Raw genomic sequence first — 23,563 nt, forward strand, 5'->3', positions numbered from 1 at the left:
AAACAGATCTTATTTTTTATTTTGATACAACACTGGATTTAACTCCTCATCATTGTACATTTTCATTTGTTTATAAACTTTCATGTATTTGTCTCCGTTTTCTATATCTTCAATTAACTGACTGATAGAAACAAACATATCGTTTTTTTGATCTAACAAAACGTTTAATTTTTCTTGACATTTTGCTCTGTGTTCTGGAGTTGCTTCAGCACGGTTTGCTTCTTCACTCATGTGATAAATTTTCAAAGCAAGAATAGATAAACGGTCGATTGCCCATGCTGGACTTTCAGTATTAATTTTAGCATCAGCTTTTACCTGAACTCCTGCATATTTTTGTAAAAAATAGCTGTCAATATATTCAACCATGTCTGTACGAACTTGGTTTGATGCATCAATTTTACGTTTTAAATCTAATGCTGTTACTGGATCAATTTGTGGATCACGAATAATATCTTCGTAATGCCATTGTACTGTATCTACCCAGTTTTTAGCATACAATAAATATTCTATCGATCCCTTTTCATAAGGATTCAAAGCTGGTTGATACACATCATCAATTACGTGATAGTCATTGATACAACGCTCAAATATTGGAAAAGCAAATTCTGCAAACATAGTTTTGACTCTTTATTTTTTACAAAAGTAGCGTTTTTTTGTACTTTTATCGGGAATTTGTAAAATTTATCAAAATGCACATCCATTACATTTCTGAACAAAACAGTATTCTAAATCATTTTCTAACGCAACTTCGCGACATTCATATTCAAAAAGACAGCATGCGTTTTCGCAAAAACATAGAGCGTATTGGAGAAATTATGGCATATGAACTAAGCAAAACTTTGGAGTATAAAAATATTGATGTTCAGACTCCCTTAGGAATAAAGCATACTACAACAGTAGCCGAACCAGTGGTTTTGTGCTCTATTTTAAGAGCTGGATTGGCTTTACATCAAGGGTTCATGAACTTTTTTGATGATGCTGAAAACGGATTTGTTTCGGCATACCGTCATCACTATAATAATGATGATGCTTTTGATATTTTAGTAGAATATCAGGCTGCACCTTCATTTGAAGGAAAGAATTTGATTTTGATTGATCCAATGTTAGCCACTGGTCAATCAATAGTAGCGGTTTTACACAAGCTACATTTGGAACAAAAACCTAAAGAAATACATATTGCAGTTGTAATTGCTGCTCCTGAAGGCGTTGAATATCTTCAAAAAAACTTACCAGAAAACTGTCATTTATGGGTAGCAGCACTTGATGAAAAACTAAACGAAAAAAACTATATTGTTCCAGGATTAGGTGACGCTGGTGACTTAGCTTACGGAAGTAAGTTATAAGAGGCGTAATGTAAAATTAAGTAAGCTTGCAAAAAGGATAACTCCTAAAATAGTTTCTTTTATCCAATATCTTTCTATTGTTTCCAAGTAGTTGGTTAACATAATAGCTACAGGTACAAAAGTATAAACCAAATAACTATTGTCCTTATTTGGGGATATAAAAAATATTATAAGTCCTATTATAAAAGCAAAAATAATTTTCTTGTATGATGCTTGAAGATTAAGTGATTTGTGAGTCAAAATAAATAACATAGTTATAAATGCTATTAAAGCTATCACTATATAGAATCCTAAAGCAAAACTTTGAAAAATTGTTTTTATATAATTTACATCAAGATCTATCACAACTGATTTGATATAACCTTCTATAAGAGATTGGTTAAATATCAATGAAAAAAGAACCCCTAAAATTACAACTGTAAAAAGAGCTATAAAGGGGATAATCCAGTTTCTGTAATCTCTTGAAACATGAAAAATAATGGAGATAAAAACCAACAGAATAAAAAGAATACTCCAAAAATGAAACAAACTCGCTGCAAAAATCCAAATCGAAGCATCGAAGATTTTTTCTTTAGGAGTTTTCATTGTCTGCATAGAAATTAATCTTCGTAGAGCCAATAAAATAAGTCCGTTAGCAATAATTAAATTCTCATTAGATAGTGTAGCTGGAAAAAGTATAAAAAATACACAAAACAAAAAGAAAGTATAACTATTATCCTTACTCAACCCGTTCTTTTTAGTTATAAAATTTGTTATAAACAATGAACCAACGATTAGTAAAAGAAAAACAACTTTTTTTGCAATTTCATAATTAGAAATTGTGTTGTAATTAGTGTTAAACTGATAAATTATATAGCATACAATCATCAAAGAAGTAACTAAAATATAATTTATTGGTCTAGATTTACTAAAAACGCTTGTTATCATGAGTATATTTTATATTTTTGCTGTGTAAATATAATACATTCATTATGATGAAATCATTTTTTGAAGGAATTCAATGGCTTTTTGAACAAATTTTGTTCGCTCCACACGATTTAATGCGTGCCACTGAACTTGACAATTGGTGGACTGCTAATATAGTTAACTGGGTTCTTTGGGGAATCATTAGTTATTATATCTACTACTGGACAACTCAGTTAAAAATATTTAAAGATAATAACGAAGATGAGCAGGATACCACTGCACATTCGTTCTTGAAATAAAAATTAAATGCCGCTTAAAGCGGCATTTTTTATATTAAATCGTTTCCGATATCTTTTCTAAAATACATTTTGTCAAAAGTTATTTTTGAAATGCTGTCGTATGATTTTTGAAGTGCTTCTGGGAAAGTGTTACCATATGATGAAACTGCTAAAACACGACCTCCACTAGTTACCACATTATTAGCTTCATTTTTTTTAGTACCCGCATGAAAAACAATCGAATCAGTAGCAAGGCTTAAACCTGAAATTACTTTTCCTTTTTCATACTCTTCCGGATAACCACCAGAAGCAACAATCACTGTTGTGGCTGCTCTTTCATCAATTTCTAAAAATGCCTTATCTAATTCTTGGTTACCAACTGCCTCAAATAACTCAACTAAATCGGATTTGATTCGTAGCATCACTACTTCAGTTTCCGGATCACCCATACGAACGTTATACTCAATAACCATTGGTTCTCCTTTCACATTGATTAGTCCAATGAAGACAAATCCTTTATATTCGATATTGTCTTTTTGAAGTCCTTCAATAGTAGGTTTTACAATTCGGGTTTCTACTTTTTCCATGAAAGTAGCATCTGCAAACGGTACTGGTGAAACTGCTCCCATACCTCCGGTATTTAAACCTGTATCTCCCTCTCCTATTCTCTTGTAATCTTTGGCTGTTGGCAGAATTTTATAGGATTTACCATCGGTTAAAACAAAACAACTCAATTCGATTCCGTCAAGAAATTCCTCGATTACCACTTTTGAAGAAGCTTCTCCAAATTTTGCATCAACCAACATGTTTCGCAATTCTTGTTGTGCTTCAGCTAAATCATTTAAAATTAAAACTCCTTTTCCAGCCGCTAATCCATCTGCTTTTAAAACATAAGGAGCTTCTAAAGTTTTTAGAAATTCGCATCCTTGTTCAACCGTATCTTTCGTAAAACTTTCGTATCGTGCTGTTGGGATATTATTTTTTACTAAAAATTGTTTTGCAAACTCTTTACTTCCCTCCAATTGTGCTCCTACTTTTGAAGGGCCAATCACTGGTATATTATGTAATTGCGAATCATTTTTGAAAAAATCGTAAATACCGTGAACCAAAGGGTCTTCAGGACCTACCACTACAATATCAACTCTGTTTTCAAGTACAAAGTTCCTAACTGATTCAAAATCGACAGGATTTAAAGCAACATTTGTTGCTATTTGGGATGTACCAGCATTACCCGGAGCTACAAAAAGTTGAGAACATTTATCGCTTTGAAGCATTTTCCAGGCCAAGGCGTGTTCTCTTCCGCCAGAACCTAATAATAAGATTATCATTGTTGTGTTGTTTTATTACGCTGCGCTCCATACAGTTCGGCTACGCTTCGAGTTGTTGTGCAAAAATAGTTTGTTTAAAACGAATTTGAAAACAGTTGTTTTCTTATTTTTGACAAAAGCGTAAATATGATTCGGTTTTTTGATTTATCCTTGAAATTAAATGGTTTTCCAATAAAGGAAGCCCAAACCGAATTTAACGCTATCCTATGTTTTTCTCCTGAAGAACATTTAAAATTTATTGAGCAGAAGAAGTCAGAAATTCTAAATTATCATCTACAAAATAATTCCTATTACAGAAATTTTGTTGGAAAATCTGAGGTTAAAAACTGGAATGACATTCCTGTAATGACCAAAAAGGATTTTCAAAAACCTTTGTCAGAAAGGCTTTCAAAAGATTTTACTGAAAAATCAGTCTTTAAAAACAAAACTTCGGGTTCAAGTGGTGATCCTTTTATATTTGCCAAAGATAAATATGCTCATGCTATAACTTGGGCTTCTATAATATACCGTTTCGGTTGGTATGGAATTGATTTCAATAAATCCTATCAAGCTAGATTTTACGGGATTCCACTAGATTTTATTAGTTATACTAAAGAACGACTTAAAGATTTTTTAGGACAGCGATATCGTTTTACCATTTTTGATTTATCTGATGAAATATTAGAAAAAGTGCTTCGAAAATTCAAACAAAAGAAGTTTGATTACATAAATGGCTACACCAGTTCCATAGTATTATTTGCTAAATTTCTTCAGAAGAAAAACATTATTTTAACTGATGTTTGTCCAACATTAAAAGTGTGTATGGTCACTTCAGAAATGCTTTTTGAGGAAGATAAAACATTGATGGAAAGACAGTTTGGAATTTCTGTTGTTAATGAATATGGCGCTTCAGAACTTGATTTGATTGCTTTTCAAAATTTAGATGGAGAATGGCAGGTGAACTCTGAAACGTTGTTTGTAGAAATCCTAGATGAAAATAACCAACCCGTTCCTAATGGAACAGAAGGCAAAGTAGTGATTACTTCATTATACAACAAAGCACATCCTTTTATTCGCTATGACATTGGTGATATTGGCATTTTAGACGAAAAAAGCACATTAAATTCCCCTATTCTTAAGAAACTAATTGGTCGCACCAATGATATTGCGATTTTGCCAAGCGGAAAAAAATCACCCGGATTGACTTTTTACTACGTCACCAAAAGCATTATTGAAGATGATGGAAATGTCAAAGAATTCATAATCAAACAAACAAAGATTGATACTTTTGAAATTGATTATGTAAGTGAAACTGAATTAACTTCAACGCAAATTGACAAAATAAAACAAGCAATTGATTTGTATTTGGAATCTGGTTTATATTTCACATTTAACCGGAGAGAATCGCTGCAAAGAACTACAAGAGGAAAGTTGAAGCAATTCCAGAGTTTGCTTTAATTACGGTACTTCAAGAAACCTCTCACCATCCAGTGCATCATGTAATAAACCGATTCGAGAATGGATAGTTTTTCGACTTCGCGGTAAAACTGCCATTGGTATTTTATCAATGCTTTTTTATCTCTAGAAAGTGAATTCTCCCTAATACGATATATTGCTTTAGGTTCTTGAATTCCATGGGCAAATGGAATTTCTTTTAAATATTTTAACCACAAACCCATGTCTTGTCTTTTACGAATATCAGGCATTAGTTTTACTCCCAATTCTTTCACATCTATAAATGCGGTCAGACAGCTTATCGAATTGGTTTTCAAAATATCAGTATATGTAACTTTTGATGGAACTATAAAGTCTGAATATACGAATTCTAAATTTTCGTTTGAACGTCTATAAGAAGAAAAAACGAATGGAATTCCTGTTTCTTTGATTGTATTGATACTATTTTCTATAAAATCTGGAAACCAAATGTCATCAGCATCAAGAAAGGTCATGTAATCTCCTTTAACCAATTTTATAGCTTCATTTCTTGCTTTTGAGGCACCTGAATTTTTATTCAATCGAATAAGGTGAATTCTAAGATCATCTTCCATTAATTGCTGAACAATTTCTATTGTTTTATCAGAAGAGCAATCATCTACAATAATCATCTCCCAGGTTTGATAGGTTTGATTTTGCACAGATTGAATGGTTTCAGTAATAAATTTTTCTGAATTGTATGTTGGAGTAATTATCGATACCAATCCGTTCATTTAGTATGCTTTTTCCTGTCCTCTAAAAATATTAATTACTGTAAGAAGAATAATTTTGATGTCTAAAAACAAAGACCAGTTTTCAATATAAAAAACATCGTACTTGATTCGGTTGATCATCTCGTCATCCGTTTCGATTTCACCTCTAAAACCTTTTACTTGGGCTAATCCAGTAATTCCCGGTCTAACATGTAACCTGACATTGTATTTTTTTATCTTTTTTTGATACTCGTTGTTATGACTCCACAAATGTGGTCTTGGACCAACGATTGACATATCACCTAAAAGAACATTTAAAAACTGAGGCATTTCATCAAGGCTAGTACGTCTTAAAAAAGCTCCTACTTTTGTGATTCGTGGGTCGTTTTTGATTGTCATTTCTTCAGTTTTTTCATTTATAAACATGGAACGAAACTTAAAACAAAAAAACTCCTTTTGATCTAAACCCGGCCTTCCTTGTTTAAAAAAAACTGGGCCTTTAGACTCAAGCTTAATCAATAATGCTACAATGGGAAATAACCATGAAAACACGAAAATAACTATTAGTAAAGAAAAGAAAATGTCAAACAATCTCTTAATTATCTTGTTGGGTAAATCATTTAAAGGGGTTCTTTTTAATGACAATACCGGAAAAAATTCGTAGTAATCAATTTGAAGATTTTTAGAATAAATTTCACTTTCTTCTGGTATAAATTTGATTGTTTTTCTATGATAATCTGAAAACTCGACCAAATTTTTTAATTCGTCATCTGGAAGTTCTTGTAATGCACAATAAATATCATCAATTTTATTTGTCAAAACAAAGTCTTGAATATCTTCGATTTTACCTCTAATATCATCTCCTGTTATTTTATTAGAAAAAAAACCATAGAAGCGATACCCATAATCTGGTCTTGAAGTAAATAGATTTTTTAAATTTATAGCACTTTGTGTATGACCAATGATGATTGCTCTTCTAAAATTTCCTCCTAATATGATTCGATATTTTTTTAAATAATAAAATAGTAACCCTTTAAATAAAGTTACATATAAAAAAGTAAACCCTATAAAAACTAATAATTGCTTAAAACTTGGAATAATTTCTCTCGCTGCAGAGAAATAGGCAATTATAACTAGAGTAAAAAGAGTAAATTGTTTAACCAATTTAGATAAAATTTCAGTAGGTTTTGTGAAGCGAAAAACTTCGTAAAACTCAGTAAAATAAGAAAGTACACTCCAAGAAACTAAGAGAAAAACAAAAAAATAGGGCAAATAAATACCAAAGTTATTCAGAAAAATTTCGGCTAAAAAAATCAGCAGAAAAAAATCAGTAATAACACTAATAGGCCTAATATATTTTGAATATCTCCCCTTAGTCACTTAACTATTTAATATAATCTTTAAAATCTTTGTGTTCTTCTTTTAAAAGTTCTTCTTTAGGTAATGATTTAAAATATTCGTAAGTCAATTTCATTCCTTCACTACGAGAAACTTTTGCTTCCCAACCAAGTATTTCTTTAGCTTTAGTAGTATCCGGTTGACGTTGCAAAGGATCATTCTCAGGAAGTGGGTGATAGACGATTTTTTGATTAGTTTCTGTTAATTTAATTATTTCTTCTGCAAAATCTTTGATGGTAATTTCATCTGGATTTCCAATATTTACAGGATATGCATAATCAGATAACAATAAACGATAAATGCCCTCAACCTGATCATCTACATAACAAAATGAACGTGTTTGTGAACCATCCCCAAAAATAGTTAAATCTTCTCCTCTTAGAGCTTGGCCTATAAAAGCTGGAATTACTCGACCATCATTCAGTCTCATTCTTGGTCCATAGGTATTAAAAATACGAACAATACGAGTTTCCAAACCATGAAAACGATGGTATGCCATGGTAATTGATTCTTGAAAACGTTTTGCCTCATCATAAACTCCACGAGGTCCAATTGTATTAACGTTTCCAAAGTAATCTTCTGTTTGTGGATGGATTAAAGGATCTCCATATACTTCAGATGTTGATGCAATCAATATACGCGCTTTTTTTACTCTAGCTAAACCTAATAAATTGTGTGTCCCTAGCGACCCTACTTTTAATGTTTGAATAGGAATTTTCAGATAATCAATAGGACTTGCAGGTGAAGCAAAATGTAGAATATAGTCTAATTCTCCTGGAACGTGTACAAACTTTGAAACATCATGATGATAAAACTCAAAATGTTCTAATTTAAACAGGTGCTCAATATTTTTTAAGTCGCCAGTAATTAAGTTATCCATTCCAATTACATGATAACCTTCTTTTATGAATCGGTCACAAAGATGTGATCCTAAAAAACCTGCCGCTCCAGTGATTAATATTCTCTTCATTATATTTTTGTTTGTGCTAAAGCTTCTTGCCAATTTTTAATTGTTATACCAAATGTACTTTTAATTTTTGATTTATCCAGTACACTGTACTTGGGTCTTTTTGCTGGTGTGGGATAAGCCTCTGTGAGAATTGGGTTTACTTGAATATTAACATTGTTGATTTTAAAAATTTCTTTTGCAAAATCAAACCAAGAACAAATTCCTTCGTTGCTAAAATTGTAAATACCGTACTCTTTATTTTTAGATTTTATCATTGCTACAATAACTTCTGCTAAATCAACAGCATTTGTTGGTGTTCCTATTTGATCAGAAACCACATTCAATTCGGTTCTGTCTTGAGCCAAACGCAACATAGTTTTCATAAAATTATTACCAAATTTAGAATACACCCACGATGTTCTTAAGATGAAATATTTGTCGCAATTTGATATGACTTCTTTTTCTCCGTCTAATTTAGTTTGACCATAAACTCCTATAGGATTTGTTTCATCAGATTCTAAATAAGGTTTTTCTGCCGAACCGTCGAAAACAAAATCAGTTGAAATATGGATAAGTGTTACATTACTTTTTTCACAAGCAATTGCTAAATTTTTAGGTCCAATAACATTAACAAATAGCGCTCTTTCATGCTCTAATTCAGCCTTATCAACTGCTGTATATGCTGCTGTATTAACACAAAAATCAATTTTATTCTGTTCAAAAAAAGTTAAAACTCTTTCTGTATTAGTTATATCTAAATCCTGTGAAGACGCAAAAATAAATTGCATCTCAGAATAATGAGATGCAATAAATTGTAAAGACTGTCCTAATTGACCTGAAGCTCCTGTGACTAAAACTACCATACTTTACGAGCATTTTCTATTGTTGGTAACACTTTGTCTTTTTCAGAAATAATCAAATCCTCTTCTGACATTCCCCAATTAATTGCTATTGTTGGATCGTTATAAATCAAACCGCCTTCACTTTCTTTATTATATAAATTATCACATTTATAAAAAAAAGTAGCTTTTTCGCTCAATACTATAAAACCGTGGGCAAAACCACGAGGTATATAAAATTGCTTTTTGTTTTCTGCAGAAAGTAAAATGGAATACGATTGTCCATATGTTTCAGACTCTGGACGTAAATCTACTGCTACATCTAATACTTCGCCTTCTAAAACTCGAACCAATTTGGCTTGTGCGTGTTCTCCACATTGATAATGCAATCCACGTAGAACTCCTTTTGAAGAGTACGATTGATTGTCCTGAACAAATTGTACTTTTTGTCCTATACCTTTTTCAAAAGTGTTTTGATTAAAGCTTTCCATGAAATAACCACGGTCATCATGGAAAACTTTAGGTTCAAGTATAAAACAACCTTTAAGATTAGTTTCTATAAAATTCATTAGCAGTTAAATATTTGCTCTAAAATTTTAATTGTAATTAAGTATGTAGGTTTTACTCCTGTTGTTCCTAAACCTCCAGAAGCTAATGTACTTCCTGTTTCTAAAGGATTATCAGAAGCGTAGTAAGCATAACGTACTTTTACGTCTGGGTTAATACTTTTTCTAATTTTTGAAGCCGATTGAATCGCTTTTTGATAATAAGCTCCTTCCATTTCTAATCCTATGGCTTCCCAAGTAGATTCGTGGAAAAACTTAAGCAAATCTCTATTTTGTAATGACGTCCCAAGAACTGTAATCATTGGTCCTTCGTAAACAGGAATATCATTTCCTTCAAACATAGCAGCTGTCAATTGATTTTCGAAAGGATAATTATCTGCAGTCCCTTCATTTACGTGAGCAGTAGCAATCATAATATCCCCTTTTCCTCCTTGAAGGATACCCGCTTTTCCCATAATTGAAACCGATTCTACATTTAAGAATGTTTTCTTTTTATCAACTTTGTATGGTTTTAAAAGCTCGTCGATGGTTTCGAAAGCTTGCTCCCCAAAAGCATAATCCATTACTATTAAAACTGGTGACTCTCCATTAATTTTAGCATTTGGAAATGCTGTTTTTTTCCAGTCAAATTTAGCTGTATCAAAAATTTGAACGTCTATATTTGTTCCTGATTCATCTGGCTGAGAAATCATTCCATGTTGTAAAGCAAAATCTTCTACTTTTTTACGTAAATCTTTACTCCCAGAAGCTGAAAGGTCTTCATAGATTTGGTACTCACCTTTTCCTTTATATTTTGTAGCTAAAACAGCTGGTGCAAATACTGAATTCATTACACTGTGCATGTTAGCACTAATTATATGAATTGGTCTTTGTAACAAGCCATTGTCTGCTAATGTTTTCTTTATGTTTGTTGCCCAAATATCACCATAAATATGATGTCCTAAGCGCTCTCTAAGAATTGGACTAAAGGTTATTGTTCTTTTGTTGTTATCTACCACTTCTTCAATAGCTATTTTTCCTAACCAATACACAATGTGTAAAAAACGATCTGGTGCAGCAGCAGTGGCAAAATCATCATAAATATCACTTACCTCAGCAAAAGTTCTTCCTAATACATTTGCAGCATGAGAAATTGCTTTTTCTCTTTCAATTAAAGTCAGCTTTTTAGATTGTAATGCTGCTTGTTCAAGTTTTTGCCAATCTCTGGAAACCGATCCTTCATCATCAATCAGTACTTTATCTTTAATTTTGTGTGATTCGATAAAAATGAATGTTAGATGCGTTAAAATATCATAAATATCTGAACGTCCTCTTGTAATCTCAACATTCATTTGCTCGTCATCAATACGGTAGCAGTTTCTGCGGCGTTTAGGCGGAACAATAGGTTGGAAGTGAGATTTTGAATACCCTTCGTCAGAAGTTAAGTTGATATAACGACATTCTTCTATTCCTACTGGAAGACGTTCGATTACGTATAGCAACCCGTTTAATTCTACTTTTTCTTCTGCAATTGAGCCATAAATTTCTGGGCGAAGTGCTAGTAAAGCTTCTCTTAAAGTTTCACCAGAAACTCCCATTGGTTTATAAAAACCTCTGTTAAATAAATGTCTCATTGTAATGTACAGTCTTTCGATAGCAGCCGAAGACTCTTGCGCTCTTGAGCGCGAAATGTTTTTGATTTCTTTCATCTTTTATATTTTTCTAACCTGCAAAGGTACAATTTTATTTTTAGTTTGTTAAAATAAGATTTATTGCAGGCTCAGGGACTTTAGGTCTTGAAGTTTGATTTTTGATTATTTCGGTAATTTTTTTATTCCAAATTCCTCCAGAATAATTGAACAAAAACTCTCTTTCAACAAAGCTATATAATACGTTTGGAGCAACCCCTTTTTCTGTTCGGTTCTTTTCGATCAATAGTTTTTCTACACCAATAAAAACTCCTTCTATTGGAAACTCAATGTTGTTTTCAGAAATATTAACCCAAGTCGTTTGAATTCCTTTTTTCACATTGACAATTAAGTTTTTATCTAGCATTTCTTCTCCTGGGAACCCATTTTGATCTGCTTTATAGATTCTAATTTTAACCGAAGCATTCTCTATTTTACAATCTGTTAGTAATGCAATCTTACTTAAATATTTGGTCTTTGAATATGATTTATTATAAGGAAAAAATTTAACATCAATCCTTGGTCCATTGTCAAAAGCTTGTAAGGTAGTGTTTTCTATTTGTCCTATTTCTAGACGTCTATTGCGACGTCGTTTTGTTATCGCTATTTCGCTTAGTTGATATGCTGTTGGTTGTAATTTAACTAAAGATGCTTCTTTTGCTAAAACAACCTTCTTTTCAAAACCTAAAGAAGAAAACAAAAGACTTTTATCAGGAGTTGTATGAATGATAAATTCACCGTTTTCTTCTGAAGTTGTTGCTATATTTTCACCTTGAACCCAAATATTTACATAAGGTATGGGTTGATTAAATTCATCGATTACCTTTCCTTTTATTTGAGAAAAAACAGAAGTTACACATAACAGCAGTAGTACTAAAAGTCTATTATCTTTCATCTCTTTTTCTTTATTCTTTAACAAAAAAGTCTGCAATTTTTCTATCATTAGATAATCTAGGTAATTTGTTTTGTCCTCCTAATTTTCCAATCGATTTCATATATTCTTGAAATCCGTTTTTTTGAACTTTGGTTATAATTACTGTTCTTAAAACATGTCCTACGATTAAATCGTCATAATATACATTTTGCTTACGCATAGCTGCATCAATTTTTAGCGCAAATTCTTCTAATTTATCTGGTTCGTTTTCAAATTCAATAAGCCACTCATGATAAGGCAAACCTTCCGACGGATTAATTTGAGGAGCCACTGTAAATTCGTTTACTCTTATTGATGTTCCATCCATTGCTTCTTGTAAAGCGCTCTCTACTTCTTTACCAATAACGTGTTCACCAAAAGCTGAAATATAATGTTTAATTCTCCCCGAAACCATTACTCTGTAAGGTTTTAAAGAGGTAAATTGAACAGTATCACCAATATTGTAGGCCCAAAGTCCGGCATTAGTTGAAATGATTAAAACATAATTAACACCTAACTCTACTTCGCCTATAGTATATCGTTTTGGATTTTCTGTAAAAAACTCATCTGCTTTTACAAATTCATAAAAAATTCCAGAATTTAAAAGCAATAACATTCCTTTTTCTTTTTGAGAATCTTGGTAGGCAAAAAACCCTTCAGATGCCGGAAATAGCTCTATAGAATCTACTTTTCGTCCTATTAAATTTTCAAATTTTGCTCTGTATGGTTCATAATTTACTCCCCCATATATAAATAGGTTGAAGTTTTTAAAAATCTCTCCAACAGGTTTATTAGCTTTCGCCGAAAGCTTTTCAAAATACATTTGTACCCATGACGGAATTCCAGAAATTACCGCCATATCTTCATTGATAGTTTCTTCCACTATGGAATCTACTTTGGTTTCCCAATCTTCGATACAATTAGTTTCCCATGAAGGCATTCTGTTTTTCTGAAGATACTTTGGAACATAATGTGCTACAATCCCTGAAAGACGTCCTAATTTGACTCCATTTTTTTCTTCCAAAATAGGACTTCCTTGTAAAAAAATCATTTTTCCGTCAACAAAATTGACATTACCAGTTTCATGAATATAACTCAAAATCGCATTTCGAGCAGCTTCGATATGATATGGCATCGATTCTTTTGTGAGCGGAATATATTTTGCACCAGAAGTTGTTCCAGATGTTTTGGCAAAATACAAAGGTTTTCCTTTCCAAAGAACATCTGATTCCCCTTTTACTACCTTATCAAAATAGGGTCGTAAATCTTCGTAATCTCTGATTGGTACTCTTTTGCTAAAATCTTCAAATGCCTTGATATTTGCAAAATCGTGATCTTTACCAAACTGAGTGTTTTTAGCTTCGGAAATTAGGTTTTGAAATACTTTTTGCTGTGTTTCAATAGGATTATTTACCCATTTTTTGGTTTTATGATGAATGATGGAAGCAAATAATTTTGCTCCAAAACTTTTAATAGACATCCTAGTTGAATTTGTTTTTTATTGCTCTTTCTGTTGTAAAAAGTAAATATAATGTCGCTAAAAAGAGAAATAATAAATTTAAAAGTATTTCATGTTTTTCTTCAATTACAATTTTTAAGAAGCTTACCACAATTAAAAATAATCCTGCATGAATCATTTTATTAGAAGAATACCTTTGAGCAAAATCCCATGTTTCTTGATTTTTCATCGAAGCAAGAGTTCTATAACCGTATAATGCATTAATCTTTTTGGGTGGTAAAATTCTAGTAATCAAAGAAATTACTATAAAAATAATTCCAACCAAAAAAGATATTGGATAACTAAACTCCAAAAAATCATTCATTATTTACTTTCTTTTTTAGCTGCTTCTTGTACTTGCTTTCTTAATTCCATTTCCTGTTCAGAAGCTTCCATCTCGTATTCTGAAGGATCTACATAATCTGATGCGAGTATAGAATCTTTATTTACTTTAGCATATTCTAAATCTCCAGTTAAAACTTTTTTAACTGAATTGATATAAGCATCATTCTTTTTTAATTTAAACTCTAGTGAATCTGCTTTTAATCCTAAAAAAAGAGCATCCTCTTTCAATTGAGTTGAAGAATACCCAGGAATATACTCACGTAGGGGTGTAAAAGCAATTAAATAACTTGTTATTGATATTAAAAAAATTGCACCTATTGTTCCTAAAACAAAAACATTAAGTATGCTTAGTTTTAATGAGAACTGTTCCTCAAAAGTTTCTTCATTCAAAATGACTAATCTTCGAGGGGTTTTTATGGCTTTAAAAAAGGCTTTTCTTTTTAATCTTTTTTTGGACATAGTATCTTGTCTAACACTACAAATATACTAATTTGGAAATCCAGAAACTGTAATCAGATAATAATTAGTTAAAAATTGAGCCTAAGATTATTTTCTTTAATATATTTGCTGAATAATTTAAGCTTAAAAAGCATAATTTAAATACATCATGGGAAGACTTGGAACTACTGAAATTATTATAATACTAGTTGTTGTTTTATTACTTTTTGGAGGTAAAAAAATTCCAGAATTAATGAAAGGTTTAGGAAGCGGTTTGAACGAATTCAAAAAAGCTTCTAAAGGAGAAGATACCACTACTGCAAAGAAAGAAGACGAAACTAAAGAGTAAACAGAAATTGTTTACTTTTCTTTTATGGATAAAACAGACGCAAAAATTCTAAACATTCTACAAAAAGATTGTACACTTTCGGTGAAAGATGTTGCGGCTATGGTGGGACTTTCTTATACTCCAACGTACGAGAGGATTAAACATCTTCAAGAATCTGGAGTTATCAAGAAAAGTGCTGTTATCCTTAATCCTTCAAAAGTGGGTATTAAGCTTTTTGCTTATTGTAATATCACTCTTAAAAAACAATCTCGAGAAAATTTAAAAAATTTCGAGGAACAAGTAATGGAAATGCCTGAAATTCTAGAGGTAACTAGTCTTTCAGGCATTTATGATTATATGTTAAAAATTGCCACCACCGACATTGATGCTTACAATGATTTTGTGGTGAATAAATTAGCCAATATCCCAAACATTGGTCAATATCACAGTAATATTGTGATGAGTATGGTGAAAAACGAAACTTCATACTTTTTACCAGAAAACTAAATTATCTGTTTTCTTTTTTGGATAAACTCCTCTTTTATTTTATCATTTTGTAAATTACCAATACTTCCCTCATGGGTATGGTTGAATGTTTTACTGTTGTATTCAAACTGATTTTCTTCCACTTGTTTTGATACTATTTTATAGGCTTCCCTGAATGGAATTCCAGATAAAACCAATTCATTGACCACTTCTACCGTAAACAAATTAAGGTATTTTTCATCCGAAAGAATATTCTGTTTTACAGTAATATTCTCTAGCATTACCTGAAGCATATCCAAGCATTCTTTCAATGTAATTATGGCAGGAAACAAACATTCCTTAGTTAATTGCATATCTCTGTGATATCCAGAAGGCAGATTGTTCGTCAGTAACGTCAATTCATTCGGCAATGCCTGGATTCTGTTACATTTGGCTCTGATCAACTCAAAAATATCTGGATTCTTTTTATGAGGCATGATACTGCTTCCCGTTGTCAATTCTTTTGGAAAAGAAATAAACCCAAAATTCTGGTTCATGTATAAACACACATCCATCGAAAATTTGGTCAACGTTGCGGCAATACCAGCTAAAGCCATAGCTGTAGTTTTCTCAATTTTCCCTCTTGTCATTTGGGCATACACCACATTATGATTCATCGATTCAAAATTGAGTAACAGTGTTGTAAATGTTCTGTTCAATGGAAATGAAGAACCATACCCAGCTCCCGAACCCAATGGATTTTTGTTGGCCATGTGATATGCCGCTAAAATCAGTTCCAGGTCATCGCATAAACTTTCGGCATAAGCACCAAACCATAACCCAAATGAGGAAGGCATAGCCAGTTGAAAATGGGTATAACCTGGTAATAAATCCTCTTTATGTTTATTACTTAAATCAATTAAACTATTAAAAACAGTTTCGGTTTTTTCAACAATCTGCTTGAGTTCAGCTTTGATGAACAACTTGATATCCAACAGGGACTGATCATTTCTTGAACGTCCAGCATGGATTTTTTTCCCTACTTCCCCTTTCATTTGAGTCAGCAATAACTCTACTTGTGAGTGTACATCCTCTACCCCTTCTTCAATCACAAAAGTTTTATCATAGATCGTTTTCAGAATAGCATCCAACCCTTCATGTGCTTGTTTCAACTCTTCTGTAGTTAACAATCCTATGTCATGCAACATAGATGTATGGGCAAGCGATCCTTTGATATCGGCTTCTGCCAAAGATAAATCCCAGATTGTATCCTGTCCGATGGTAAATTGTTCTACCATTGCAGAAATGGAAGTTTTTACGTTATCCGATGTATTTTGCCACAGTTTCATGATCTGTCTTATTAAATTTTTCAAGCATTTCGATATAAATTTCAATGCCTTTGTTAATTTCTTCTACATAAATATATTCATTGGCCGTATGCGATCTTGCCGAGTCGCCCGGTCCCATTTTGAATGTTGGGAATCCATTCATCAAAGCCTGATCCGAAGTAGTTGGAGAAGCATAAATTGCTCTTCCCAACGCCATACCGCTTTGCACAATAGGATGCTCTTTCGGTGCAAACGAAGGATTTAACCTTGTCGAACGCGGAATCACTTCACAATCAACATGCTGCTTGATAATTTCCAAAGCCTGTTCATTATTGTATTTATCAGTTGTTCTGATATCAACTGTAAACTGGCAGCTTTCAGGTACCACGTTATGCTGTATACCCGCATTGATAATTGTCACCGACATTTTGACTTTGCCTAGCATTTCAGATTCCTCAGGAAACTCAAACGTTCTGAACCATTCAATAGCTGCCAAAGCTTTGTAAATCGCGTTTTCCCCTTCTTCCCTGGCGGCATGCCCTGATTTTCCGTGGGCAATACAATCAATCACGAATAAACCTTTTTCGGCAATGGCAATATCCATTTTAGTAGGTTCTCCCACAATTCCGAAATAAATCGTCCCTAATTCAGGTAAGACAATTTCGACTCCGTTATTCCCAGATATTTCTTCTTCAGCAGTCGCAGCGTAAATCAAATTGAACTGCAAGTCCTGTCTGTCATAAAAATGCAAAAAACAAGCCGCTAAAGAAACAAGCGGTCCGCCTGCATCATTACTTCCCAAACCATATAAAATTCCGTCCTCGATATCAGGACTAAAAGGATCTCTTGTGTATTGTTTGTTCGGTTTTACAGTGTCGTGATGCGAATTCAGTAAGATGGTTGGTTTTGAATCGTCAAAATACTTGTTCTTTACCCAAACATTATGCAGTAATCGCTCCGTTGGAATGCCTTTCTGAACAAAAAAATTATTTAAGATTTCGGCTGTTTTATCTTCCTGTTTACTGAAGGATTCCGTCGCAATCAATTTTTGCAAGAGCTCCAAAGCTTCTTTTTGTAACTGTTCCATTTTTTAAATTATTTGGGTTCCGATAAAGGATTCGCCTTGTTCTGTGGCATAATCAGCATGACAGATTTCCACTTTGGTTACTTTTGATTCACTAGCTCTGAATGCGTTTTCTAATTTCGGAAGCATTCCTTTGGATATAATCTGTTGGTCTTTAAGCCATTCATATTCGTTTTTATCTAAAATCCGCAACCACGAACCATCCAATTCGGGATTGGTCAAAACGCCTAACTTTTCAAAACAAAATCTGAGGTTCACATCATTCGTTTCCGATAGTGCCATGGCCACTTCTGTTGCTATAGTATCCGCATTGGTATTTAACAAATTTCCTTTCCCGTCGTGCGTAATCGGACTGATAACAGGTACAATTCCATTGTCTATAAGACTTTGCAAGAAATCGGCATTAACGCTTTCTACGTCACCTACCCAACCATAATCAATCGTTGGATGATTTCTTTTAACCGATTGGATGATATTACCGTCAACTCCACTTAATCCAATAGCATTAGATGATTTTGACTGTAATTTAGCCACAATAGTTTTGTTGACTAATCCAGCATACACCATCGCGGTAATTTTCAACGTTTCGGCATCGGTAACACGTCTACCATCAATGATTTGCTGTTCGATATTCAGCTCTTTTGCTAAATTGGTAGCCAGTTTTCCGCCGCCGTGAATCAATATTTTAGGACCATCTAGTTTTGCAAAACGGTTCAAAAAATCGTCCAGTTTAATTGCATCATCAATAATATTTCCACCTATTTTTATTACGTGTACCATAAATTAAAAATTAGTTTCCAGTATTTTTTTCAATACTGTCTGTGCTGCGTATACTCTGTTTTCCGCTTGTTGCAGAATTAAAGAATTCTCACTATCCAAAACCTCATCTGATAATTCGACATTTCTTCTCACTGGTAGGCAATGCATGACTTTTGCCGAATTTGTAACTTTCAATTTTGCATTGGTCAACATCCAATCTTCTTCTACTGGTAGTACTTTACCATAATCCGTGAAAGATGACCAGTTTTTCACATATACAAAATCGGCATCCTGAAGCGCTTTTTCCTGATCCGTTTCAATTATTGCTCCTTTGGTAAACGCTTTACTCAATTCATATCCTTCCGGGTGGGTAATGGTCAGATCATAACCGCTTGCCAAAGTCCATTCGGCAAACGAATTAGCTACTACCTGTGGAATCGGTTTGATATGCGGAGCCCAAGTCAGAACTACTTTTGGTTTCTCTTTGGTTTTATGCTCCTGAATCGTGATCATGTCCGCCAAACTTTGTAAAGGATGTCTCGTTGCCGATTCTAGGCTCACCACAGAAACTTTCGCATATTGAATAAACTGATTGATAATTTTATCAGCATAATCCTCTTCTTTATTTTCTAGATTCGGGAAGCAACGAATGGCTAAAATATCACAATACAAACCCATTACTGCGGCAGCATCTTTAATGTGTTCTACTGTTTTGCCTTTCATCACAGCGCCTTCTTCGAATTCTAATGCCCAACCATCGTTATTCACATTGAGAATCATTACTTCCATTCCCAGGTTTTGAGCTGCTTTTTGGGTACTCATTCTGGTTCTTAGACTCGAATTGAAAAACAATAAACCGATGGTTTTATTTTTCCCTATTTCCGATTTTTTTTCGGTATTCTTCAATGTAATGGCTTCGTTGACCAAAGCTATAGGATCTTCTATATCGTTTATGGATGTAAAATGTTTCATTTCAAAAGTATTCTTAGCGCATTTAACAATTTGTCCAGTTCCGCAACGGTTACAGCCAAGGATGGCAATATTCTCAATACATTTTTGTTGCTTGCCGTTCCGGTAAAAATTCCGAATTCTTCCAACAATCGCTTACGAACCGGAGCGCAAGGTTCATACAATTCGATAGCAACCATCAATCCTTTACCTCTTATTTCCTTGATATTCGGGATTTTCATTAATTGCTCCATAAGATAGTCACCCATTAGTTGAGCATTCTCCATTAGGTTTTCTTTTTCAATTACTTCCAAAACCGCTAATCCGGCTGCACAAGCCAAATAGTTTCCTCCGAAAGTCGTTCCAAGCATTTCTTTTCTGGGCTGAATGTGTGGCGCAATCAAAACTCCTGCAATAGGGAAACCGTTGCCCATTCCTTTAGCTACTGTGATAATATCTGGTTGAATTTCAGCATACTGATGTGCAAAGAATTTTCCTGTTCTTCCGTAACCCGATTGTACTTCATCTAAAATGAGGACGATACCTAGCTCTTTACACTTTTGTGCTACGTGTTGCAAAAATGTGTCATCAGGAATCTGAATACCTGCTACTCCTTGGATTCCTTCAATAATCACACAGCATACCTCATTGTTTACAGCCTGATCAAAAGCATAAATATCATTTAATGGTAAAAAAGTTGTGTTGTTGTTTTCGTTCACTGGCGCCACGATTGCAGGATTATCTGTACTTGCAACCGCCAATGATGTTCTACCATGAAAAGCTTTACTAAAAGCGATAATTTTTTTTCTTCCGTTATGGAAAGAAGCTAGTTTAAAAGCATTCTCGTTAGCTTCTGCACCAGAATTACACAAAAACAACTGATAATCAGTATAACCTGAAAGTTGGCCTAATTTTGCTGCCAGTTGCTTTTGCTGATCAATGACAATCGAATTGGAATAGAAACCAATTTTCTGCAATTGCTCTGTAAGGCTTGAAACATAATGAGGATGCGTGTGACCAATGGAAATCACGGCATGTCCGCCATATAAATCCAAATAGTGTTTTCCGTTTTTGTCCCATAACAGTGAACCCAATGCTTTAACGATTTCAATATCTGAAACCGAATACACATCAAACAAATTCATTTGCGATAGGCTATTTATACTTGTTGTTTCCATACTTAAAATGCGCTTGGTTTTAATTTTAATCCAGTGGTTTCAGGTAAGCCGAACATCAAATTCATATTTTGTACTGCCTGTCCTGATGCCCCTTTTAATAAATTATCAATCACGCTTACAATCATGAGATCGTCTCTGTTTTTCTCCAGATACAACAAACATTTATTCGTATTTACCACCTGTTTCAAATGAATGTTCTTAGGCGATACAAACACAAAAGGCTCGTCTTTGTATTTGTCTTCATATAAAGCAGTCAATTGTTCTAAAGACTGATCCGATTTTAATGTGATGCAGGCCAAAATCCCTCTCGTGAAAGATCCTCTTTGCGGCAAAATGTGCAGATTCCCGGAATAATCATTCTGAACCTGTGCCAAGCTTTGGTTAATCTCTGCCAAATGCTGGTGCGTAAAAGCTTTGTATACCGACAAATTGTTCTGTCTCCAACTGAAATGCGAAGTCTCCGCCAATGACTGACCCGCACCGGTTGAACCGGTTGTACAGGAAGCATAGACCTCCCCGTTTAACAGATTTGCTTCCGCCAAAGGCAGCAGCGCTAATTGGATTGCCGTGGCAAAACATCCGGGATTCGCAATATAATCAGCCTTTTGAATGGCTTCCTTATTCAGTTCGGGTAATCCGTAAACAAAAGAATGTTCATCTGCGATTCTGTGATCCTGGCTCAAATCAATTATTTTGACAGAGGCAGAAAACTCACTCACCATTTTTTTGGCTTCGCCATGAGCGACACATAAAAAAACCACATCAACATTGGAGTTGAAAGTCTCCGAAAATTTCAAATCTGTATCTCCAAACAAATCATCATGGACTTCATAAATGAACTTACCAGCATTACTTTTACTATGTACAAATCCAATTTCCATCTGCGGATGGTTAATTAGAATTCTTAATAATTCCCCGGCTGTATAACCGGCTCCGCCTATAATTCCGGTTTTAATTGTTTTCATGTATCAATTCCTTAGTAACCTGATGATAAATCGAGGTCTGATTTCCGAATATTTTTGTAAATCCTTTCACATCTTCTCCGCTCCAGCCGTTATTCATTTCGCCGTACGATCCGAATTTGGCCGACATTAAATCAAACGGGCTTTCGATCCCATTCAATTCGTATCTGTACGGATGAAGTGTGATATAAACCTCTCCGCTTACGGTTTTTTGGGTATTGGTCAAAAAAGCTTCTATATCTCTCATCGTTGGATCCAGCATCTGGCCTTCATGCAGCCAGTTGCCGTACCAGCCTGAAAGTTGCTCTTTCCAGAACAATTGCCATTTAGTCAAAGTATGTTTTTCTAATAAATGGTGGGCTTTGATAATCAATTCCGGAGCTGCGGCTTCAAAACCGACTCTTCCTTTAATACCAATAATGGTATCACCCACATGGATATGTCTGCCTATTCCGAATGGTTGCGTGATTTGTTGCAAATGCTCAATAGCAACTGACGGATGTTCAAATGATTCTCCATTAATTGAAATCAATTCTCCTGCTTCAAAACCCAATGTAATATCCAACGATTCGGTTGCTGAAACTGTTGTTGGCCAAGCTTCTTCGGGTAAATTCTGATAAGACGTCAAAGTTTCTTTTCCTCCTACCGAAGTTCCCCATAATCCTTTGTTGATACTGTATACTGCTTTTTCAAAATTGAAACTGACACCATGCGATTTGAGAAATTCGATTTCTTCTTCTCTGCTCAGTTTTTTATCTCTGATGGGCGTAATGATTTCAACATTTGGCAAAAGATGATTGAAAATCATATCAAAACGCACCTGATCGTTTCCGGCGCCGGTACTTCCGTGAGCAATCGTGTTAATTCCCAATTGGATGGCATATTCGGCGATACTTTTTGCCTGAACCGCTCTTTCGGCACTAACGCTTAAAGGATAGGTTCCGTTTTTCAATACGTTACCGTAGATTAAGTATTTGATGCAGTCATCATAATATTCTTTGCGTACGTCAATGCAAGTGTAAGAAACCGCTCCGCATTGCAGGGCTTTTTCTTCCAGTATCTCGATTTCTTCCTGATCGAAAGCTCCGGTGTTAATAGTTACGGCATGCACTTCGTAATTTTGAACTTTACTCAGATACACAGCACAATAAGTCGTGTCCAAACCACCACTATACGCTAATACTATTTTCTTCTTTTGCATTTTTCTGTTCTTTTTTATCAGTATCGTACAGCATGGCCGTACACAAACAATTTTTATAATTTTTACTTTGCAGAATTTCGAAATTCACACAGCTTTGGCATCCTTTCCAGAATTTTTCATCGGTAGTTAATTCCGAATACGTTACTGGCTCATAGCCTAATTCCGAATTAATACGCATCACGGCTAAACCAGTGGTCAATCCAAAAATTTTGGAATTAGGGTATTTAGTTCGTGACAATTCAAAGATTTTAGCTTTTATCTGTCTTGCTAATCCACTATGACGGAATTCTGGTGACACAATCAATCCGGAATTTGCCACATATTCTTCATTTTGCCAAGTTTCGATGTAACAAAATCCTGCCCATTCCTCATTGTTTGTTAAAGCAATAACTGCTTTTCCTTCTTGGATTTTTTCAACAATATATTCAGCCGATCTTTTTGCAATACCCGTACCTCTCACTTTCGCAGACGCTTCCATCTCATCGCATATCGTTTGTGCGAAGTGAATTTGGTTATTATTTGCAATTTGAATACTAAACATAGATTAATTTTTGCGCAAATATACAAACAAATAGATATAATATCTTTTTTTAATAAATTTTAACAGATATTTTATCTTTATAAATTGATACAACAATTCTAATGACCTGTTTATTTTTGATTATCAGATATTTTAT

At 33.8% G+C, this 23,563-nt stretch carries 26 protein-coding genes; 5 read left to right on the forward strand and 21 right to left on the reverse strand.

From position 1 onward, the window contains the following. Window positions 1-9 precede the first annotated feature (9 nt). Complete coding sequence (locus LJY17_RS11545) at window positions 10-615, reverse strand: DUF4254 domain-containing protein (protein ID WP_264543976.1); 606 nt, start codon at window positions 613-615, stop codon at window positions 10-12. A gap of 74 nt (window positions 616-689) precedes the next feature. On the opposite strand from LJY17_RS11545, the gene upp reads away from it, so the two are divergent. After that, a complete protein-coding gene (gene upp / locus LJY17_RS11550; protein WP_264543977.1) occupies window positions 690-1,343 on the forward strand; it encodes a uracil phosphoribosyltransferase in 654 nt (217 codons plus the stop codon). On the opposite strand, the gene LJY17_RS11555 is transcribed toward upp, so the two are convergent. Then, window positions 1,338-2,270 carry a DUF6427 family protein gene (locus tag LJY17_RS11555; protein ID WP_264543978.1) on the reverse strand — a complete coding sequence of 311 codons (933 nt, stop codon included), beginning with the start codon at window positions 2,268-2,270 and terminating at the stop codon, window positions 1,338-1,340. The two genes, upp and LJY17_RS11555, sit on opposite strands and share 6 nt — an antisense overlap. Before the next feature lie 47 nt (window positions 2,271-2,317). Between LJY17_RS11555 and LJY17_RS11560 the strand changes: the two genes are divergently transcribed. Next, complete coding sequence (locus LJY17_RS11560) at window positions 2,318-2,548, forward strand: DUF6341 family protein (protein ID WP_264544838.1); 231 nt, start codon at window positions 2,318-2,320, stop codon at window positions 2,546-2,548. Between the two features lie 29 nt (window positions 2,549-2,577). Here the strand turns inward: LJY17_RS11560 and purD are convergent, their stop codons facing one another. Beyond that, a complete protein-coding gene (gene purD, locus LJY17_RS11565; protein ID WP_264543979.1) occupies window positions 2,578-3,855 on the reverse strand; it encodes a phosphoribosylamine--glycine ligase in 1,278 nt (425 codons plus the stop codon). A 126-nt stretch (window positions 3,856-3,981) separates the two neighbouring features. Between purD and LJY17_RS11570 the strand changes: the two genes are divergently transcribed. Then, window positions 3,982-5,292: a phenylacetate--CoA ligase family protein gene (locus LJY17_RS11570; protein ID WP_264543980.1), complete on the forward strand. Its 1,311-nt coding sequence runs from the start codon at window positions 3,982-3,984 to the stop codon at window positions 5,290-5,292. Here the strand turns inward: LJY17_RS11570 and LJY17_RS11575 are convergent. Genes LJY17_RS11575 through LJY17_RS11620 form a run of 10 tightly spaced genes read right to left on the reverse strand, consistent with a single transcriptional unit; the run spans window position 5,289 to window position 14,654 of the window. Further along, on the reverse strand, window positions 5,289-6,041 hold the full coding sequence (locus LJY17_RS11575; protein WP_264543981.1) for a glycosyltransferase family 2 protein: 753 nt from the start codon (window positions 6,039-6,041) through the stop codon (window positions 5,289-5,291). The two genes, LJY17_RS11570 and LJY17_RS11575, sit on opposite strands and share 4 nt — an antisense overlap. Next, a complete protein-coding gene (locus LJY17_RS11580; RefSeq protein WP_264543982.1) occupies window positions 6,042-7,400 on the reverse strand; it encodes an undecaprenyl-phosphate glucose phosphotransferase in 1,359 nt (452 codons plus the stop codon). A 4-nt stretch (window positions 7,401-7,404) separates the two neighbouring features. Next, window positions 7,405-8,388, reverse strand: a complete 984-nt coding sequence (locus tag LJY17_RS11585; protein ID WP_264543983.1) for a UDP-glucuronic acid decarboxylase family protein — start codon at window positions 8,386-8,388, stop codon at window positions 7,405-7,407. Beyond that, complete coding sequence (rfbD, locus tag LJY17_RS11590; RefSeq protein ID WP_264543984.1) at window positions 8,388-9,230, reverse strand: dTDP-4-dehydrorhamnose reductase; 843 nt, start codon at window positions 9,228-9,230, stop codon at window positions 8,388-8,390. Before rfbD ends, LJY17_RS11585 begins: the two co-directional genes overlap by 1 nt. Then, complete coding sequence (gene rfbC / locus LJY17_RS11595; protein ID WP_264543985.1) at window positions 9,224-9,775, reverse strand: dTDP-4-dehydrorhamnose 3,5-epimerase; 552 nt, start codon at window positions 9,773-9,775, stop codon at window positions 9,224-9,226. Before rfbC ends, rfbD begins: the two co-directional genes overlap by 7 nt. Further along, window positions 9,775-11,460 carry a DUF6909 family protein gene (locus LJY17_RS11600; RefSeq protein ID WP_264543986.1) on the reverse strand — a complete coding sequence of 562 codons (1,686 nt, stop codon included), beginning with the start codon at window positions 11,458-11,460 and terminating at the stop codon, window positions 9,775-9,777. Before LJY17_RS11600 ends, rfbC begins: the two co-directional genes overlap by 1 nt. A 40-nt stretch (window positions 11,461-11,500) precedes the next feature. Continuing rightward, a complete protein-coding gene (locus LJY17_RS11605; protein ID WP_264543987.1) occupies window positions 11,501-12,334 on the reverse strand; it encodes a carboxypeptidase-like regulatory domain-containing protein in 834 nt (277 codons plus the stop codon). A 10-nt stretch (window positions 12,335-12,344) separates the two neighbouring features. Further along, window positions 12,345-13,832, reverse strand: coding sequence for a GH3 auxin-responsive promoter family protein (locus tag LJY17_RS11610; RefSeq protein ID WP_264543988.1), 1,488 nt, complete (start codon window positions 13,830-13,832; stop codon window positions 12,345-12,347). Window position 13,833: 1 nt separating this feature from the next. Next, window positions 13,834-14,175, reverse strand: a complete 342-nt coding sequence (locus tag LJY17_RS11615; RefSeq protein ID WP_264543989.1) for an SdpI family protein — start codon at window positions 14,173-14,175, stop codon at window positions 13,834-13,836. Further along, the gene (locus LJY17_RS11620; RefSeq protein WP_264543990.1) at window positions 14,175-14,654 is read right to left on the reverse strand and encodes a peptidase; all 480 of its coding nucleotides are present in this window, start codon (window positions 14,652-14,654) and stop codon (window positions 14,175-14,177) included. Before LJY17_RS11620 ends, LJY17_RS11615 begins: the two co-directional genes overlap by 1 nt. 148 nt (window positions 14,655-14,802) lie before the next feature. On the opposite strand from LJY17_RS11620, the gene tatA reads away from it, so the two are divergent. Both tatA and LJY17_RS11630 read left to right on the forward strand, forming a co-directional pair. Continuing rightward, window positions 14,803-14,982, forward strand: coding sequence for a twin-arginine translocase TatA/TatE family subunit (gene tatA / locus LJY17_RS11625; protein ID WP_264543991.1), 180 nt, complete (start codon window positions 14,803-14,805; stop codon window positions 14,980-14,982). Window positions 14,983-15,006: 24 nt separating this feature from the next. Then, a complete protein-coding gene (locus LJY17_RS11630) occupies window positions 15,007-15,468 on the forward strand; it encodes an Lrp/AsnC family transcriptional regulator (protein WP_264543992.1) in 462 nt (153 codons plus the stop codon). Here LJY17_RS11630 and argH read toward each other — a convergent pair. From argH to LJY17_RS11670, 8 genes are read right to left on the reverse strand one after another with little or no spacing between them, the layout of a single operon-like run. Beyond that, complete coding sequence (argH, locus tag LJY17_RS11635; protein ID WP_264543993.1) at window positions 15,465-16,775, reverse strand: argininosuccinate lyase; 1,311 nt, start codon at window positions 16,773-16,775, stop codon at window positions 15,465-15,467. The genes LJY17_RS11630 and argH overlap by 4 nt on opposite strands. Beyond that, entirely contained in the window at window positions 16,747-17,841 is a 1,095-nt protein-coding gene (locus LJY17_RS11640) for a M20 family metallo-hydrolase (RefSeq protein WP_264543994.1), read from the reverse strand. Before LJY17_RS11640 ends, argH begins: the two co-directional genes overlap by 29 nt. A gap of 3 nt (window positions 17,842-17,844) precedes the next feature. Next, window positions 17,845-18,618, reverse strand: coding sequence for an acetylglutamate kinase (gene argB / locus LJY17_RS11645; RefSeq protein ID WP_264543995.1), 774 nt, complete (start codon window positions 18,616-18,618; stop codon window positions 17,845-17,847). Window positions 18,619-18,621: 3 nt separating this feature from the next. Continuing rightward, on the reverse strand, window positions 18,622-19,569 hold the full coding sequence (locus LJY17_RS11650) for an N-acetylornithine carbamoyltransferase (protein WP_264543996.1): 948 nt from the start codon (window positions 19,567-19,569) through the stop codon (window positions 18,622-18,624). Beyond that, window positions 19,566-20,690: an aspartate aminotransferase family protein gene (locus LJY17_RS11655; protein WP_264544839.1), complete on the reverse strand. Its 1,125-nt coding sequence runs from the start codon at window positions 20,688-20,690 to the stop codon at window positions 19,566-19,568. The genes LJY17_RS11650 and LJY17_RS11655 overlap by 4 nt, the downstream gene beginning before the upstream one ends. A gap of 35 nt (window positions 20,691-20,725) precedes the next feature. Then, window positions 20,726-21,688 carry an N-acetyl-gamma-glutamyl-phosphate reductase gene (argC, locus tag LJY17_RS11660; protein ID WP_264543997.1) on the reverse strand — a complete coding sequence of 321 codons (963 nt, stop codon included), beginning with the start codon at window positions 21,686-21,688 and terminating at the stop codon, window positions 20,726-20,728. Further along, entirely contained in the window at window positions 21,675-22,886 is a 1,212-nt protein-coding gene (gene argG / locus LJY17_RS11665; protein ID WP_264543998.1) for an argininosuccinate synthase, read from the reverse strand. The genes argC and argG overlap by 14 nt, the downstream gene beginning before the upstream one ends. Further along, entirely contained in the window at window positions 22,855-23,427 is a 573-nt protein-coding gene (locus LJY17_RS11670) for a GNAT family N-acetyltransferase (RefSeq protein WP_264543999.1), read from the reverse strand. The genes argG and LJY17_RS11670 overlap by 32 nt, the downstream gene beginning before the upstream one ends. Between the last annotated feature and the right edge of the window lie 136 nt (window positions 23,428-23,563).

Origin of the sequence: Flavobacterium hankyongi, assembly GCF_036840915.1 — a bacterium.
In the GTDB taxonomy this organism is placed as follows: domain Bacteria; phylum Bacteroidota; class Bacteroidia; order Flavobacteriales; family Flavobacteriaceae; genus Flavobacterium; species Flavobacterium hankyongi.

Excerpts from the sequence above, each read along its gene's own strand:
- LJY17_RS11650 (WP_264543996.1), bottom strand. The coding sequence starts at position 19,569 with ATGAAACATTTTACATCCATAAACGATATAGAAGATCCTATAGCTTTG.
- LJY17_RS11610 (WP_264543988.1), bottom strand. The coding sequence starts at position 13,832 with ATGTCTATTAAAAGTTTTGGAGCAAAATTATTTGCTTCCATCATTCAT.
- argC (WP_264543997.1), bottom strand. The coding sequence starts at position 21,688 with ATGAAAACAATTAAAACCGGAATTATAGGCGGAGCCGGTTATACAGCC.
- rfbD (WP_264543984.1), bottom strand. The coding sequence starts at position 9,230 with ATGGTAGTTTTAGTCACAGGAGCTTCAGGTCAATTAGGACAGTCTTTA.
- LJY17_RS11640 (WP_264543994.1), bottom strand. The coding sequence starts at position 17,841 with ATGGAACAGTTACAAAAAGAAGCTTTGGAGCTCTTGCAAAAATTGATT.
- tatA (WP_264543991.1), top strand. The coding sequence starts at position 14,803 with ATGGGAAGACTTGGAACTACTGAAATTATTATAATACTAGTTGTTGTT.
- LJY17_RS11620 (WP_264543990.1), bottom strand. The coding sequence starts at position 14,654 with ATGTCCAAAAAAAGATTAAAAAGAAAAGCCTTTTTTAAAGCCATAAAA.
- LJY17_RS11655 (WP_264544839.1), bottom strand. The coding sequence starts at position 20,690 with ATGAATTTGTTTGATGTGTATTCGGTTTCAGATATTGAAATCGTTAAA.
- argB (WP_264543995.1), bottom strand. The coding sequence starts at position 18,618 with ATGGTACACGTAATAAAAATAGGTGGAAATATTATTGATGATGCAATT.
- purD (WP_264543979.1), bottom strand. The coding sequence starts at position 3,855 with ATGATAATCTTATTATTAGGTTCTGGCGGAAGAGAACACGCCTTGGCC.
- LJY17_RS11560 (WP_264544838.1), top strand. The coding sequence starts at position 2,318 with ATGAAATCATTTTTTGAAGGAATTCAATGGCTTTTTGAACAAATTTTG.
- LJY17_RS11605 (WP_264543987.1), bottom strand. The coding sequence starts at position 12,334 with ATGAAAGATAATAGACTTTTAGTACTACTGCTGTTATGTGTAACTTCT.
- rfbC (WP_264543985.1), bottom strand. The coding sequence starts at position 9,775 with ATGAATTTTATAGAAACTAATCTTAAAGGTTGTTTTATACTTGAACCT.
- argH (WP_264543993.1), bottom strand. The coding sequence starts at position 16,775 with ATGAAACTGTGGCAAAATACATCGGATAACGTAAAAACTTCCATTTCT.
- LJY17_RS11670 (WP_264543999.1), bottom strand. The coding sequence starts at position 23,427 with ATGTTTAGTATTCAAATTGCAAATAATAACCAAATTCACTTCGCACAA.
- LJY17_RS11555 (WP_264543978.1), bottom strand. The coding sequence starts at position 2,270 with ATGATAACAAGCGTTTTTAGTAAATCTAGACCAATAAATTATATTTTA.
- LJY17_RS11600 (WP_264543986.1), bottom strand. The coding sequence starts at position 11,460 with ATGAAAGAAATCAAAAACATTTCGCGCTCAAGAGCGCAAGAGTCTTCG.
- LJY17_RS11630 (WP_264543992.1), top strand. The coding sequence starts at position 15,007 with ATGGATAAAACAGACGCAAAAATTCTAAACATTCTACAAAAAGATTGT.
- LJY17_RS11585 (WP_264543983.1), bottom strand. The coding sequence starts at position 8,388 with ATGAAGAGAATATTAATCACTGGAGCGGCAGGTTTTTTAGGATCACAT.
- LJY17_RS11575 (WP_264543981.1), bottom strand. The coding sequence starts at position 6,041 with ATGAACGGATTGGTATCGATAATTACTCCAACATACAATTCAGAAAAA.
- upp (WP_264543977.1), top strand. The coding sequence starts at position 690 with ATGCACATCCATTACATTTCTGAACAAAACAGTATTCTAAATCATTTT.
- argG (WP_264543998.1), bottom strand. The coding sequence starts at position 22,886 with ATGCAAAAGAAGAAAATAGTATTAGCGTATAGTGGTGGTTTGGACACG.
- LJY17_RS11570 (WP_264543980.1), top strand. The coding sequence starts at position 3,982 with ATGATTCGGTTTTTTGATTTATCCTTGAAATTAAATGGTTTTCCAATA.
- LJY17_RS11615 (WP_264543989.1), bottom strand. The coding sequence starts at position 14,175 with ATGAATGATTTTTTGGAGTTTAGTTATCCAATATCTTTTTTGGTTGGA.
- LJY17_RS11545 (WP_264543976.1), bottom strand. The coding sequence starts at position 615 with ATGTTTGCAGAATTTGCTTTTCCAATATTTGAGCGTTGTATCAATGAC.